This window comes from Nocardioides pantholopis (genome assembly GCF_003710085.1).
Lineage (GTDB): Bacteria > Actinomycetota > Actinomycetes > Propionibacteriales > Nocardioidaceae > Nocardioides > Nocardioides pantholopis.
The window spans coordinates 3,402,782-3,415,681 of sequence record NZ_CP033324.1; the positions used below are offsets into that span (position 1 = coordinate 3,402,782).

Here is a 12,900-nt window from a genome sequence, read left to right on the forward strand (position 1 = left end):
CCGACACTAGATTTGGACACGTGGACAGCCGTGACGAGCAGCCCCGACGGCACGAGATCGGGAGCCGGGTCTACGTCGTCGCCGACGTCGAGCCGCTCGACGTCGACGGGGTCCGGACGGTCGCGGTCGGCACCGCCGTCTGGCTGATCGGGTTCCTCGCGCTGCTGCCCTTCTACGGCGAGCTCGCGGACTCCGGACGCACCTGGTGGCTGTGGACCTGCCTGGCGGGCTTCGGGCTCGGCCTGTGCGGCTACGAGTACTGCCGCCGCCGGCGCGACGCCCGCGCCGAGGCGGCTCCCGGCGGCCGCCGCGCCCGGTCCGCCGGGTGAGCGCCGGTCGCCGCGGCGCGGCCCGTCGCCACCCGGCCGTCCTCGCCTGGGCCCTCGCCCACCAGAACGCCACCACCGGCATCCTGCTCGGGCTGATGGCGGTGCTCACGGGGATCTCGGTCGCGGTGGGTGCCTGGCTCACCCGGGACGGCGAGATGCTCAGCGACTCCGCCACCGCGCTGCTGGTCACGACCCCGTTCGTGCTGCCGATCGCGATCGCAGCGTTCATGGGCGGTCTCGCCGTCCACCCGCGCGGCTGGATCCCGGCCCTCGGCCTGAGCGCCGGGCTGTGGCTGGGCATCGTCGGCCAGGTCACCGAGCGCGACGCCCTCTTCCAGACAGGTGTCGCCCTGTGCGGCGCCGGCGTCGTCGGCTTCTGGGTGGCCGGCTGGATCGCCCGCGTCCCGATGTGGCTAGGACTCGGGCGCTGGAAGTGGGTCCAGGTCCAGCGGACCGAGGACGACCCCCTGGCCCCGCGCGATCAGGCCTGAGGCCCGGGTCAGAACCGCTCGACGTCGCCCGGCGTGAGGGTGTCGAACGCCGGCTCCGGCAGCGGCACCGGCTCGTGCTTCTTGGCCAGCCGGACCTCGGAGTGGGCACCGCAGCCGTGGTCGAAGGAGACGATCCGGCCGTCGTCGTTGGCGTCGCCGTTGGCGCACACGCCGAACATCTCCGAGAGCGGCCCGGCGATGCGCATCAAGAAGCCACAGGTGGTGCAGGAGTCCGGCGCAGCCTGCGCGATCGGCGCGGAGGGGCCACGGTCGCCGTCGTACCAGCGCTGCGCAGCCAGGTCGCGACCCTCCAGGGAGAGGGTGCGGGTCCGGCCCAGGCCGAGGTCCTGGGCGACCTGGCGGATCTGGGCCTTGTCGTCGGCGTCGAGCGGGTCGTCGCCGAAGGAGTACGTCGGCACCAGCCGCGGGTCGTCGTCGGCGACCGGCAGCAGGTCGCCCGGCGAGAGGTCGCCGGGCTCGATCCGCTCGCGGTAGGGCACCCACGGCGGCGCGACGATGGCGTCCTCGCCCGGGACCAGCACGACCTCGTCGACCGTGACGTGCTTCTGCCGGGGCGCGCGCGCCACGGTCACCGACCAGCGCCAGCCGCGGTAGCCGGTCCGGGTGCAGGCGAACAGGTGGGTGACGACCCGCTCGCCCTCGGCGACGGAGTCGAGGTGCTCGCCGATGTCACCGGCCTCGGCGTCGTCGAGCACGGCGGCGCGGGCCAGCTCCACCGCCGCCAGGGCGGTGGCGTCGGGCTTGGTGCGGACGGTCGTGGTCACGTCGCGCATCATGTCTCATCACGGTGCCCGATGTCAGGTCGGCCCCCGTGTCCGGTGCCGCGCCGGACGCCCGGACCGGGCAGGATGGGCCCATGACCGCCCAGCCGCCCGGCGCCGAGGACGAGCGCCCGGATCCGCGCCCCGACGGTCCCGCCCCGGTCGGGGCGGCGGAGCGGGCCCGGGCGGTGGCCCACGGGCTCGGCACCGGCGCCCGGGCGGCGGGCCGCGGCGTGGCCGCGGCCGGCCGGGTGACGGGCCGGGCCGGCCGGTACGTCGGCCGGCAGGCCCGCCGCGCGGCCGACGCCCAGGGCGCCGGCGAGTCCGGGCTCAACCGGCTCATGTACCTGCACTTCTTCAACACCGCCGGCGACGCCGCGGTGGCGATCTCGCTGGCGGGGTCGCTGTTCTTCCAGGTGCCCTCGGGCGAGGCCCGCGGCCAGGTGGCGCTGTTCCTGGGCCTGACGATGCTGCCCTTCGCCGTGGTCGCGCCGTTGATCGGGCCGTTCCTGGACCGTTTCAGCCACGGTCGGCGCTGGGCCATCGGCGCGACGATGGCGATCCGGGCGTTCCTGTGCTGGGGGCTCGCCGGGGCGATGGACGGCGACTCCGCGTGGCTGTTCGCGGCCGCCCTCGGCGTCCTGGTCTCCTCCAAGGCGTACGGCGTGACGCGCGCGGCCGCGGTCCCCCGGCTGCTCCCCCGCGGCTTCACGCTGGTCAAGGCCAACGGCCGGGTCTCGCTGGCCGGGATCATCGGCACCACGGTCTCCGCGCCGATCGCCGGGCTGGCCTCCTGGGTCGGCTCGGAGTGGTCGCTGCGCTACGCGTTCGCGCTGTTCGTGGTGGCCACGATCTGCGCGATCCGGCTCCCGCAGCAGGTGGACTCCAGCGCCGGCGAGGAGACGATGTCGCTGCGTAAGGGCGAGGGCGAGGGCGAGGAGCCGGCCGCCCGGCGGCCCGGACTGCGGCCGCGGATGCCGATCCCCGCGGCCGTCGCGTTCGCACTGAAGGCCAACTGCGGGCCGCGCTGGCTCAGCGGCTTCCTGATCATGTTCATGGCCTTCCTGCTGCGCGAGAACCCGCCCGAGAGCGGTCTCGGCGAGGAGCTGCTGATCGGGCTGGTGGTCGGCGCGGCCGGCGCCGGAAACGCCCTCGGCGTGGCCGCCGCGGCCCTGCTGAAGCGGATCAACCCGTCGGTGACAGTGGTCCTGGCGCTGCTGGTCGATGCCGCGGCCGCCCTGGCCGCGACGCTGTTCTACGGGGTGCTGACCATCGCGCTGCTCGGCCTGGTGGCCGGACTCTCCCAGTCCCTGGCCAAGTTCTGCCTGGACTCCACCATCCAGCGCGACATCCCGGTGCGGGTGCAGGCCAGCGCCTTCGCGCGCAGCGACACCACGCTGCAGCTGGCCTGGGTGCTCGGCGGGTTCGTCGGCATCGTGCTGCCGCTCGACCCGCCCCGCCTCGGCCTCGGCATCGCGTTCGGCGTACTCGCCGCCTGGTCGGTGTTCGTGCTGCTCACGCGGTCCTCCGGCGCCGACCGCGAGACCCGGGACCCCGTCGCGGCGTCGTCCTGACGGCGAGGCCCGGATCCGGGTCCGGCGCAGGCGTCAGGCGTCAGGCGTCAGGCGTCGAGCTCGTCGGCGAGCGCGCGCAGCAGCTTGGCGACCGGCCGCGCGGTCTTCGGCTCGGGGTGCCGACCGTGCCGGTAGGCCTCCCCCACGCCGTCGAGCAGCCGGATCAGGTCCTCGACGATCGTGGCCATCTCGTCGGGGTTCTTGCGGCGCACCTGGCGCTGGTTGCGGGCCACCGAGGCGGGCGCCTCGAGCACCCGCACCTGCAGGGCCTGGTCGCCGCGGCGCCCCTGGGCGATCCCGAACTCGACACGGGTGCCGGGCTTCAGCGCGGCGGTCCCCTCCGGCAACGCGTCGGCGCGCACGTAGACGTCCGGGCCCTCGGCCTGTGACAGGAACCCGAAGCCCTTCTCGGCGTCGTACCACTTCACCTTGCCAGTGGGCACGGTCTCGACCTCTTCTTGCTCGGTTGCGGCTCTGGGCGTCGCGCCGGACAGTACGCCGCGGGCGATCGCACAGCCTAGGTGCCCGGGCGGGGCGCGGCCAACGCGTTCTGGTCGGCGTCCCGGCTCACGGCTGCCCCAGCCGCTCGTTGAGCGATCCGGACCGGAAGCCCCGCGGGTCGACGGCGGCCGCGCCGAACCCGGCGACCCGGACGGCGGCCAGCACCTCGGCCTCGACGTCGGGCGGCAGCGGCAGCAGGGCCACGTCGACCTCGACCGAGGCCCGGTCGCCGAGGTCGCGCACCCGCAGGTCGCGCAGGGCCGCGTCCGCGAGCAGGTCCCGCACGGCCTCCTCGGCCCGCTCGACGCGGGCCAGCGCGTGCGGGGTCACCTGGACGCCGTACGCGATCCGGGACGACAGGCATGCCGCGGCCGGCTTGTCCCAGGTGGGCAGCCCCCAGCGGCGCGACGCCGCCCGGACCTGCTCCTTGGTCAGCCCGGCGTCGAGCAGCGGGGTGATCGCGCCGCGCTCGGCGGCGGCGCGGATGCCGGGGCGGAAGCCGGCGACGGCGTCGTCGGCGTTGGTGCCGGTGGCGACGTGGGCCAGGCCGCGCTCGGCGGCCAGCGGCGTGAGCACGTCGAGCAGCTCGGCCTTGCAGAAGAAGCAGCGCTCGCCGGAGTTGGCGCGGTAGCCCTCGCGCTCCATCTCCCGGGTCTGCGGCGTGAGCACCTGCACGCCCAGCGACCGCGCGAAGTCCAGGGCCGGGCCGCGCTCGGACTGCGGCAGGGAGTGGGAGTAGCCGGTCGCGGCGGCGACGTTGCCCGGCCCCAGCGCCCGCACCGCGGCCGCGAGCAGCAGCGCGCTGTCCGCGCCGCCGCTGTAGGCGACCAGGACCGACCCACGCCGGCGCAGGTCGGCCTCCAGCGCCGCGAGCCGCGTCGTGAGCAGGTGCTCCGCGAGCCAGTCCGGAAACTGGCCGAGGTCGTCGAGGACGACGTGGGTGCCGGCGGCGAGGAGCTCCTCGCGGGTGCAGCCGCCACTGAGCACCGAGACGCTGGTGGCGCCGGCCGCCAGGGCGCCCTCGACGTCGTGGACGTGGTCGCCGACGTAGACGCTCGCCCCCTCGCGCACCAGCGCGTCCGCCTTGCCGACGCCCCACACCCAGCCCTCGAGGACATCCACGTCCAGGTCCAGGTGGTCCAGGTGCAGCCGCGCGTTCTCGGGGAACTTCCCGGTCACCACGACGGTCCGCCCGCCGTGGCGGCGTACGGCGGCGAGGGCCTCGTGGGCCCCGGGGAGCACCGGGACCCCGGCGATGGCGTGATCGGGATAGAGGGCGCGGAACCGGTCGCCTGCGGCGGGGACGACCTCCGGATCCAGGTACGGCGCGAGCAGCGTCTCCAGCGGGGGGCCGAGCCGGGCGGTCATGTCGGCCACCGGGAAGTCGACACCGAGCTCGGCGCCCAGGGCGCGCAGCACCGCCCCGAAGCCGGGGGCGGTGTCGATGAGGGTCAGGTCGAGGTCGAACCCGACCACGAGCGGGCCGGGCAGGGACTCGTCTGGCATGGCCGCAGCCTAGTTCGGGGGCCGGCGGCGCCGGTCGAGGTCCAGCCCGCCGGTGGACGAGCGCTTGGCAGCGCAGGGCGGGCCTGTCAGGCTGGAACGCCACGGTGTGGGAACAGCGGGACCAGTGAGGTGCGTGATGCGAGCTCGTCGCGGGAGGACGCACGGCGTCCGGCGCCGCGCTGGCGCCTGCGCGCTCGCGGCGGCGACCGGGCTAGCAGGGTTCGCTGCCGTGCTCGTTCCGGGCACCTCGGCCGCGCGCGCCGCGGAGGACGCGCCGGCCGAGCTCCACCTGGTCACGTTCGGACCCGGCGCCGGCGCCGAGGGCGACCAGACAGCACTCGTGACGGCCCGCCGGCGCCTCCTCTCCGTCGCCCGCCAGCAGCGCGCGCTGGACGCCGTCGGGGCCCCGGACCCGGTCTACCGCTGGCACACCGCCCTGGACGGTGCCGCCGTGGAGCTCACCGATGAGCAGGCCCGGGACCTGCGCACCGATCCGGACGTCGACCTGGTCGAGCCCGACCGGGTGCTGCGCCTGGCCGGCGCGCCGGCGCCGAGCCCGGTCACGGCCGCCGAGACCGTGCGCACCGACGGCGGCGCCGGCGTCACGATCGGCATGGTCGACTCGGGGCTCGCGCCGGAGGGCCCGGTCTTCGCCTCGGTCCCCGAGCTCGGGCCGGCGCCGCGGGGGTTCCGCGGCACCTGCGCGGTCGGGGAGGACTGGGAGTCCTCGGACTGCGGCGAGAAGGTGGTCGGCGCACGCTGGTTCGTCGAGGGGTTCGGCTCCGAGCGGGTCCGCAGCTCGGCGTCGCTGTCCGCGCGCGACGACAGCGGGCACGGCACGGCGCTCGCCTCGCTGGCCGCCGGCAACGCCCGGGTGAGCGCGCGCGCCGGCCGCGAGGACCTCGGCAGCTTCGCGGGGGTGGCCCCACAGGCCCGGCTCGCGATCTACAAGGCCTGCTGGTCCGCCCCCGATCCCGAGGACGACGGCTGCGCGGTCGCCGACCTGGTGACCGCCGTGGACCGGGCGGTCGCTGACGGCGTGGACGTCCTCAACCTCGCCGTCGCCACCGCGACCGGTCACGACACGCTCCAGCTGGCCCTGCTCGGTGCCGCCGAGGCGGACGTCGTGGTGGTGGCCGCGGCCGGCAACGACGGCGTCCGGGGCCAGGCCGGCCACCCGGTGCCGTGGGTCACGACGGTCGGGGCCGCGCAGGGCGTGGTCCGGCAGGGCCGGGTCGTGGTGCGCGGCGGGCCCCGGCTCGACGGCGCGATGGCCTCGGCCCGCCGGGTCCCGGCCGCCCGGGTGGTGCTGGCGTCCACCGTCCCCGCCGCCGGGGCGGGCGCCCGGCAGGCCCGGGTCTGCGCCCCGGGCAGCCTGGACGCCGGGCGGGTCGCCGGCCGGATCGTCGTGTGCGAGCGCGGTCGGGTCGGCCGCGTGGACAAGTCCGCCGCCGTCGAGCAGGCCGACGGTGTCGGCATGGTGCTGCTCAACACCCGCCGCCAGCCGGTCGCCGCGGACCTGCACAGCGTCCCGACCGTCCACCTGGACGCGGCCGCGGGCCGCACCCTGCAGCGCTGGGTCCGCCGCCACCCGCAGACGAGGGTGACTCTGTCCCCCGACGGCCGCACCCGCAGCCCCCGCGTGGTGCTGCCCTGGTCCAGCGCCGGCGACCCCGCCGCACCGGTCCTCAAGCCGGACGTCGTCGCCCCCGGCGCCGGGATGCTGGCCGCCGTCCCCGGGCCTCGAGGCACGACCTCGGCCGCCTGGGACTACGTCCAGGGCACCTCCGCCGCCACGGCGTACACCAGCGGCGCCGCCGCCCTGCTGCTCGACCGGCACCGGTGGCCCGCCGCGACCGTCCGCTCGGCCCTCGCGACCAGCACCGAGCCGGTCCGCGGCCCGGCGCTGCGCACCGGCGCCGGCCGGGTCGACCCCGAGACCGCGCTGCGCCCGGCCCTGGCCCACGAGGTCGACCCCGCGGACTACCGCCGCTGGCTGGAGGGCCGGCTGCGCGGGGAGCTGAACACGCCCTCGATCCTGCTGCACGACGGCGCCGAGCGCGCCCGACGCACGATCACGAACACCGGGCGCCGGACCCTGTACTTCTCCTCCTCCGCCTCCGGCTTCACGACGTACGACGTCACGGTGACGCCGGCGGCCGTCCGGCTCGACCCCGGGGAGTCCGCGACCTACACGGTCCGGGCGACGGGCCCCGCCGGACGCCGGCCCACCGACGACGGCACCATCACCTGGCGGGGCGCCAACGGGACCAGCACCCGGGTGCCGGTGCTGCTGACCCGCTGAGACCCGGTCAGGCCTCCCGGGTCACGCTCATGCTCCGGTCGCCGAAGCGGACCAGGTCGCCGTCGAGCAGCGTCGTCGGCCGTCCCGGCCCCAGGTCCCGCGGCACCCCGCGGCGGACCAGCACCGAGCCGTTGGTCGAGCCCCGGTCCATCACCACGAGGGCTCCATCGGGGACCACCTGGAACTGGGCGTGGGTCTTCGACAGCGACATGTCGCTGGAGCGCAGCGGGACCAGGTGCCGGGCCTGCTCGCCGGGCCGCGGCTCCGGGCCGCGACCGACCAGGGCCAGACCCTCGACGAGGAACGCCTCCCCGGAGTCGAAGGCGACCCGCCACCGCGCGCCCGCAGGCGGCGCGGCCGGGGGCGGTCCCACCGGTCGGGGAGCGGCAGGCGGGGGGCCGGGGCGCGGGGCTGCCGCCGGCGCGAGCGGCGCCGGAGGCCGCACCGGCGTCGTGGTGCCCGGCGCGGGCGGCGGAACCAGCCGCATCGCGGTGAGGTTGACGATCGTGCGCGGGGCCGGCTCGGGTGCGGCCTCCTCGACGGGGACCGGGCGCACGTCGACCACGGCGGAGCCGGCGAGGTGGTCGTGCCAGCCGCGCCGCTGGCCGGTGCGGTCCATCACCGCGGTCCAGGCGAGCGTCGCCACGCCCAGCCCGAGGGTGGGCAGGGCCGCGAGGCCGAGCACGAACGTGCGCAGCAGCGCCGGCCCGACGCCCACGGGCTCGGCCGTGCCGGCCTGCACGACCCGCAGCCCCAGCGCGGCCTTGCCCGGCGAGGTGCCGCCCAGGCCCAGGAGCAGGGCGGAGCCGAGCCCGATCAGCAGCACCAGTGCCACGGCGAGGGCCACCCCGGCCGCGGGGTGGCCGGGCTCGATCAGCAGCCGGTACGCCGCCCAGGTGCCGGCGGCGGCGAGGCCCCAGCCGACCAGCCGGTCGAGCACGAACGCGTAGAAGCGCCGGTCCAGCTCGGCCGCGGGCAGGACCTGCCGGCCGGCCTCCGGGCGGCGGTCGGGCAGCGTCCCGGTGCTCGCGTGGGCCATCGCTGGGTCAGGGGTTGGTGACCTGGATGGTCACCCCGTCACCGAGGTCCACGACCGCGCCGGGGAGCAGCTGGACCGGGATGCCCGGCTGCAGCGACTCCGGCGGCAGCCCGGGCTGGACCAGCACCGTGCCGTTGGTCGAGCCGAGGTCGGTGACGACCGCGCTGCCGTGGTCGGCCCCCGACCCGGGGCGGATCTCCAGGTGCGTGGAGGAGATCTCCTGGTGCGGGCTGGGCAGCGTGATCAGGCGCGGCTGCTCGGTCGGGGAGAACCGGCGCGCCTCGGGCGCGCGACCCAGCAGCACCACGCGGTCGACCTCGATCACCTCGCCGTTGGAGACGTTCAGCCTCGCCACCGGCCGGGTGATGCTCGGTGCCGGCGGCTGGCCGGGGATGCCGGGCTGCTGGCGGGCCGACCCGTCGGGGTCGTAGCCCGGCTGGTGGGTGTGCCCGTCGTGGTCGGGGTCGGCGCCGGCGTCCGGTGTCCACGCCGGCGGCGGGCCGATCGGAGCGGGCGGTCCCGGCGGCGGCAGGTCGGCGGGCGGCAGCGGGACCACGTCGGTCGGGTGGTCGTCTGCGGGCGCGAAGACCGGCTCCGGCTCCGGCTCGGCGAGGACATCGGGATCGGTCGCGGGAGCGAGGCCCGGCTCGGGCTCGACCTCGGGCTCGGTCGCGGGAGCGAGGCCCGGCTCGGGCTCGGGCTCGGGGACGAGCTCGGGAACCGGGGCCGGCTCCGGAGCGGTGCCGACCGGCCCGACCGCGGGCTGGTCCAGCCGACCGGCGCGGACCAGGCCGGGACCCGCCGGCAGGTCGGGGCCGTCGGGGCCGTCGGGCTGGTCCGCCGGAGCGTCGGCGACCACCGCGATCGCGGTGACGCCGGTGAAGGTGCGGTCGAGCCAGCTGTTCGCGTCGGACCCGACGAGCTCGGCGCTGTCGTCTCCGGCCGCGACCAGCGCGCGGGCAGGGCCGCGCAGCATGATCCGGGCGGCGCCGTCGGCGTCGCCGATCAGGGCGAAGGCCGACAACCCGCGCAGGCCGGAGGCGACCAGTGCGTCGAGGACGTCGTCGAAGTCGGCGCCACCGTCGACGAGCTCCCACAGCGCCGCCACGCGCGATCGCTCCGCCGGCGGCAGGAGGACGGCGACGTCGGCGCCGAGGACGGCGTACCAGTCCCCGGGGCGGTAGGACCGCAGCTCCGGCTGCTGCTCGTTCATGGGAGTGCTCCCAGCTTCTGTTCCAGGCTCGCGCGCTGACGCGCCGAGTCGTACACGGGATCGTGGACCAATCCCACCACATCGACGACCACGGCTGTCGCGTTGTCCTGGCCGCCCGCCGCGACCGCGGCGGCGACCATCTGGTCCGCGGCGTCGCGCGGGTCCGCGGCGGCGGCCGCGATCCGGCCCAGCTCCTCGTCGTCGATCATGCCGGTGACACCGTCCGAGCAGAGCACCAGCCGCTCGGCGGCGCCCAGGGGCAGCAGGAAGTAGTCGGCGACCGGCCGCTCCTGCCCGCCCAGGGCCCGGGTGACGATGTGCCGGGCGGGGTGGCTGGCGGCGTCCTGCGCGGTGATGGTCCCGGCGTCGATCAGCTCCTGCACGACGCTGTGGTCGACGCTGACCTGCTCCAGACGGCCGTGCGCGAATCGGTACGCGCGGGAGTCGCCGACGTTGGCCAGCAGCCAGCGCGGCTCGCCCTCGGCCTCCACCAGCAGCGCCACCACCGCTGTCGTGCCGGACTGGAAGTCCGGTAGCCCCGCGGCGCGCTGCTGCGCGGCGTACGCCTCGATCCGGCGCTGGCAGGCCTCGAGGGTCTCGGCGACGACCTCGGGCCCCCGATCGGGGTCGTAGCCCGCCCCGGCCAGCCGCGCGAACTCCTCGATCACGATCGCGCTGGCGACGTCGCCGCCGTCGTGGCCGCCCATGCCGTCGGCGACCACGAACACCGGCGGGGCACACAGGAACGCGTCCTCGTTGACCTCGCGGACCAGCCCCACGTCGGTGGCCGATCCGTGGTGAAGCTCCACGGCCTTCACCGCCACTCCTGGGGACTCGGTAGCGTACGAGGGATGTCCGGTCCGACTGCGCGCGCGAGCGGCTCCCGCTCCCTGGCCGACCAGCTGCGTGGCTGGTCGGACGACCGCCTGACCCGGTTGCTGCAGGCCCGTCCCGATCTGGCCACTCCCGCCCCTCATGATTCCGGCCAGCTGGCCTCCAGGGCTGCCATCCGGTCCTCGTTGCTGCGCGCGCTCGACCAGCTGAACCTGCTCGAGCTCTCGGTCCTAGATGCCCTCGTGGTGGCCGGCCAAACCACCCGCCCCGACCTGGTCCGCCTGGTCCGGGCCCGCAAGCCCGCGGTCGAGGCAGCGGTGCAGCGACTCCTGGACCTCGCGCTGGCCTGGGAGAGCTCCTCCGGGCTGCGGGCGCTGAGCGGCGTCGCGGAGAGCCTCGCCGGCGGGCCGGGGGCCAGCGGCCTCCAGCCGGTCTCGGCCCAGCCGCTGCCGGCGGCGGAGATCGAGCGGCGCCTCGGCGAGCTCTCGGCCCCGGCGCGGGCCCTGCTCGAGCACGTCGCGACCTCGGGCGGCGAGGCGACCACCGGGACCTCCCGGGTCCACGTCACGCCCGCGGAGGCGGCGACGCCCGCCGAGGAGCTGCTCGCGCGCCGCCTGCTGCTCCCCCGCAGCGGCGGGTCGGTGGTGCTCCCGGGCGAGGTGGGTCTGGTGCTGCGCGGCGGCACGACGACCACCCACCCCGTGGACGCCGTCCCCGAGATTGCCACCAGCGAGCGCGCTCCCGGGCCGGTCGACCGCGCCGCCGCCGGCGCCGCCTTCGAGCTGGTCCGCCGCGTGGAGCTGCTGCTGGACCACTGGAGCACGCACCCGCCCGGCGCCCTGCGCAGCGGCGGCCTCGGGGTCCGCGACCTGCGGGCGGCCGCCGCCCACCTGTACGTCGACGAGCCGACCGCGGCGCTGGTCGTCGAGGTCGCGTACGCCGCCGGGCTGCTCTCCACCAGTGCCGACGCCGCCGGCAACCCGGCCTGGATCCCCACCGACGCCTACGACGTGTGGACCGCCCAGCCGCCCGCCGAGCGGTGGACCACGCTGGTGCGCGCCTGGCTGGCCTCGCCCCGGCAGCCGGCCCTGGTGGGCTCGCGGGACCCCGCGGGCAAGACCTGGAACGCGCTGGCGCCCGAGATGAGCGGCGCGCACCAGGTGGAGAGCCGGCGGATGACGCTGGAGGCCCTCGCCGACCTGCCGCCCGGACACGTCCTCGCCACCGGGACCGGCGCCCCGTCGGTGGTCGCCCGGGTCTCCTGGCGGCGGCCCCGCCGGCCCCGGACCCGCGCCGAGCAGGTCGTCTGGGCGCTGACCGAGGCGGCGGTCCTCGGCGTGACCGGGCTCGGCGGCATCGCGTCGTACGCCCGGCTGCTGCTCGACGACGACGACCCCGCGCCGGCGCTCGTGCCGCTGCTCCCGGAGCCCGTGGACCACGTGCTGCTCCAGGCCGACCTGACAGCGGTCGCCCCCGGGCCGCTGGAGTCGGCACTGGCCCGGCGCCTGGCACTGGTCGCGGACGTGGAGTCCCGCGGCGGCGCCACGACGTACCGCTTCACGCCGAACTCGGTGCGCCGGGCCCTGGACACCGGCTGGACCGCCCGCGAGGTGCACGAGTTCCTCGGCTCGGTCTCGCGCACGCCGGTGCCGCAGCCGCTGAGCTACCTCGTCGACGACACCGCCCGGACCTTCGGGACGATCCGGGTCGGGCACGCCGAGGCGTTCCTGCGCGCCGACGACGAGTCCGCGCTGACCGAGCTGCTGCACCTCCCGGGCGCGGCCGCCCTCGGGCTGCGCCGGCTGGCGCCGACAGTCGTCATCAGCGACACCCCGCTCGACGTGCTGCTCCCCCGGCTGCGCGAGCTCGGCGCCGCACCGGTCCTGGAGGCACCCGACGGCAGCGTCCGGGTCTCGCGCCCGGACCTGCTGCGCGCCCGCACCCCCCGCGAGCACCGGCGCACGGCCGGGGCGGCGGCCCGCGAGATCGCCAAGGTCGCCGCGGTCGTGACCGCGATCCGGGCCGGGGACCGGGCGGCCTCGTCGCGCCCGGCCGGGTCCGCCGGTTCGCTCTCCCCGAGCGGGTCGCTGGCCGCGCTGCGCGAGGCGGTCGAGACCCGCGCGACCGTGCTCATCGGCTACGTCGACAACCACGGCACCACCACCGAGCGGCTGGTCGACCCGATCTCGGTCGAGGGCGGCCAGCTCACGGCCCGCGACCACCGCGCCGACGACGTCCGCACCTTCGCGGTGCACCGGATCTCGGTGGTCAAGCCGGTCGACCCGGACGCCTAGGCCGCCGCCCGGGTCCCGCACCCGGGCGTCCG

At 76.8% G+C, this 12,900-nt stretch carries 11 protein-coding genes; 5 read left to right on the plus strand and 6 right to left on the minus strand.

Features of this window, described 5'->3' with window-relative positions; translation table 11 throughout:
- Nucleotides 1–20: 20 nt before the first annotated feature.
- Together EBO35_RS16350 and EBO35_RS16355 are read left to right on the plus strand one after the other, a co-directional pair.
- Nucleotides 21–329: a DUF2530 domain-containing protein gene (locus EBO35_RS16350; protein ID WP_241153741.1), complete on the plus strand. Its 309-nt coding sequence runs from the start codon at nt 21–23 to the stop codon at nt 327–329.
- Nucleotides 326–820, plus strand: a complete 495-nt coding sequence (locus tag EBO35_RS16355) for a hypothetical protein (RefSeq protein WP_122818666.1) — start codon at nt 326–328, stop codon at nt 818–820. Before EBO35_RS16350 ends, EBO35_RS16355 begins: the two co-directional genes overlap by 4 nt.
- Nucleotides 821–828: 8 nt before the next feature.
- Here the strand turns inward: EBO35_RS16355 and EBO35_RS16360 are convergent, their stop codons facing one another.
- Nucleotides 829–1,614: a DUF3027 domain-containing protein gene (locus EBO35_RS16360; RefSeq protein WP_206422829.1), complete on the minus strand. Its 786-nt coding sequence runs from the start codon at nt 1,612–1,614 to the stop codon at nt 829–831.
- An 83-nt stretch (nt 1,615–1,697) separates the two neighbouring features.
- Here EBO35_RS16360 and EBO35_RS16365 point away from each other — a divergent pair, with 83 nt between their 5' ends.
- Nucleotides 1,698–3,176, plus strand: a complete 1,479-nt coding sequence (locus EBO35_RS16365; protein WP_122818668.1) for an MFS transporter — start codon at nt 1,698–1,700, stop codon at nt 3,174–3,176.
- Between the two features lie 47 nt (nt 3,177–3,223).
- Here EBO35_RS16365 and EBO35_RS16370 read toward each other — a convergent pair whose 3' ends face one another.
- A complete protein-coding gene (locus tag EBO35_RS16370; RefSeq protein ID WP_122818669.1) occupies nt 3,224–3,619 on the minus strand; it encodes a cold-shock protein in 396 nt (131 codons plus the stop codon).
- Between the two features lie 124 nt (nt 3,620–3,743).
- Nucleotides 3,744–5,183: a haloacid dehalogenase-like hydrolase gene (locus EBO35_RS16375; protein ID WP_122818670.1), complete on the minus strand. Its 1,440-nt coding sequence runs from the start codon at nt 5,181–5,183 to the stop codon at nt 3,744–3,746.
- A 229-nt stretch (nt 5,184–5,412) separates the two neighbouring features.
- Between EBO35_RS16375 and EBO35_RS16380 the strand changes: the two genes are divergently transcribed.
- Nucleotides 5,413–7,488 carry a S8 family serine peptidase gene (locus tag EBO35_RS16380; RefSeq protein ID WP_164477999.1) on the plus strand — a complete coding sequence of 692 codons (2,076 nt, stop codon included), beginning with the start codon at nt 5,413–5,415 and terminating at the stop codon, nt 7,486–7,488.
- A 7-nt stretch (nt 7,489–7,495) separates the two neighbouring features.
- Here EBO35_RS16380 and EBO35_RS16385 read toward each other — a convergent pair whose 3' ends face one another.
- The 3 genes from EBO35_RS16385 to EBO35_RS16395 are packed head-to-tail and all read right to left on the minus strand — an operon-like array spanning nt 7,496 to nt 10,558.
- On the minus strand, nt 7,496–8,527 hold the full coding sequence (locus EBO35_RS16385; protein ID WP_122818672.1) for an RDD family protein: 1,032 nt from the start codon (nt 8,525–8,527) through the stop codon (nt 7,496–7,498).
- A 7-nt stretch (nt 8,528–8,534) separates the two neighbouring features.
- Complete coding sequence (locus tag EBO35_RS16390) at nt 8,535–9,740, minus strand: FHA domain-containing protein (protein ID WP_122818673.1); 1,206 nt, start codon at nt 9,738–9,740, stop codon at nt 8,535–8,537.
- Nucleotides 9,737–10,558, minus strand: a complete 822-nt coding sequence (locus EBO35_RS16395; RefSeq protein WP_206422845.1) for a PP2C family protein-serine/threonine phosphatase — start codon at nt 10,556–10,558, stop codon at nt 9,737–9,739. Before EBO35_RS16395 ends, EBO35_RS16390 begins: the two co-directional genes overlap by 4 nt.
- Nucleotides 10,559–10,591: 33 nt before the next feature.
- On the opposite strand from EBO35_RS16395, the gene EBO35_RS16400 reads away from it, so the two are divergent.
- The gene (locus EBO35_RS16400) at nt 10,592–12,868 is read left to right on the plus strand and encodes a helicase C-terminal domain-containing protein (RefSeq protein WP_122819863.1); all 2,277 of its coding nucleotides are present in this window, start codon (nt 10,592–10,594) and stop codon (nt 12,866–12,868) included.
- Nucleotides 12,869–12,900: the final 32 nt, after the last annotated feature.

What these genes read in the sequence shown, in the direction of transcription:
- EBO35_RS16390 (WP_122818673.1), bottom strand. Translation starts at nt 9,740, where the DNA reads ATGAACGAGCAGCAGCCGGAGCTGCGGTCCTACCGCCCCGGGGACTGG.
- EBO35_RS16365 (WP_122818668.1), top strand. Translation starts at nt 1,698, where the DNA reads ATGACCGCCCAGCCGCCCGGCGCCGAGGACGAGCGCCCGGATCCGCGC.
- EBO35_RS16375 (WP_122818670.1), bottom strand. Translation starts at nt 5,183, where the DNA reads ATGCCAGACGAGTCCCTGCCCGGCCCGCTCGTGGTCGGGTTCGACCTC.
- EBO35_RS16400 (WP_122819863.1), top strand. Translation starts at nt 10,592, where the DNA reads ATGTCCGGTCCGACTGCGCGCGCGAGCGGCTCCCGCTCCCTGGCCGAC.
- EBO35_RS16360 (WP_206422829.1), bottom strand. Translation starts at nt 1,614, where the DNA reads ATGCGCGACGTGACCACGACCGTCCGCACCAAGCCCGACGCCACCGCC.
- EBO35_RS16385 (WP_122818672.1), bottom strand. Translation starts at nt 8,527, where the DNA reads ATGGCCCACGCGAGCACCGGGACGCTGCCCGACCGCCGCCCGGAGGCC.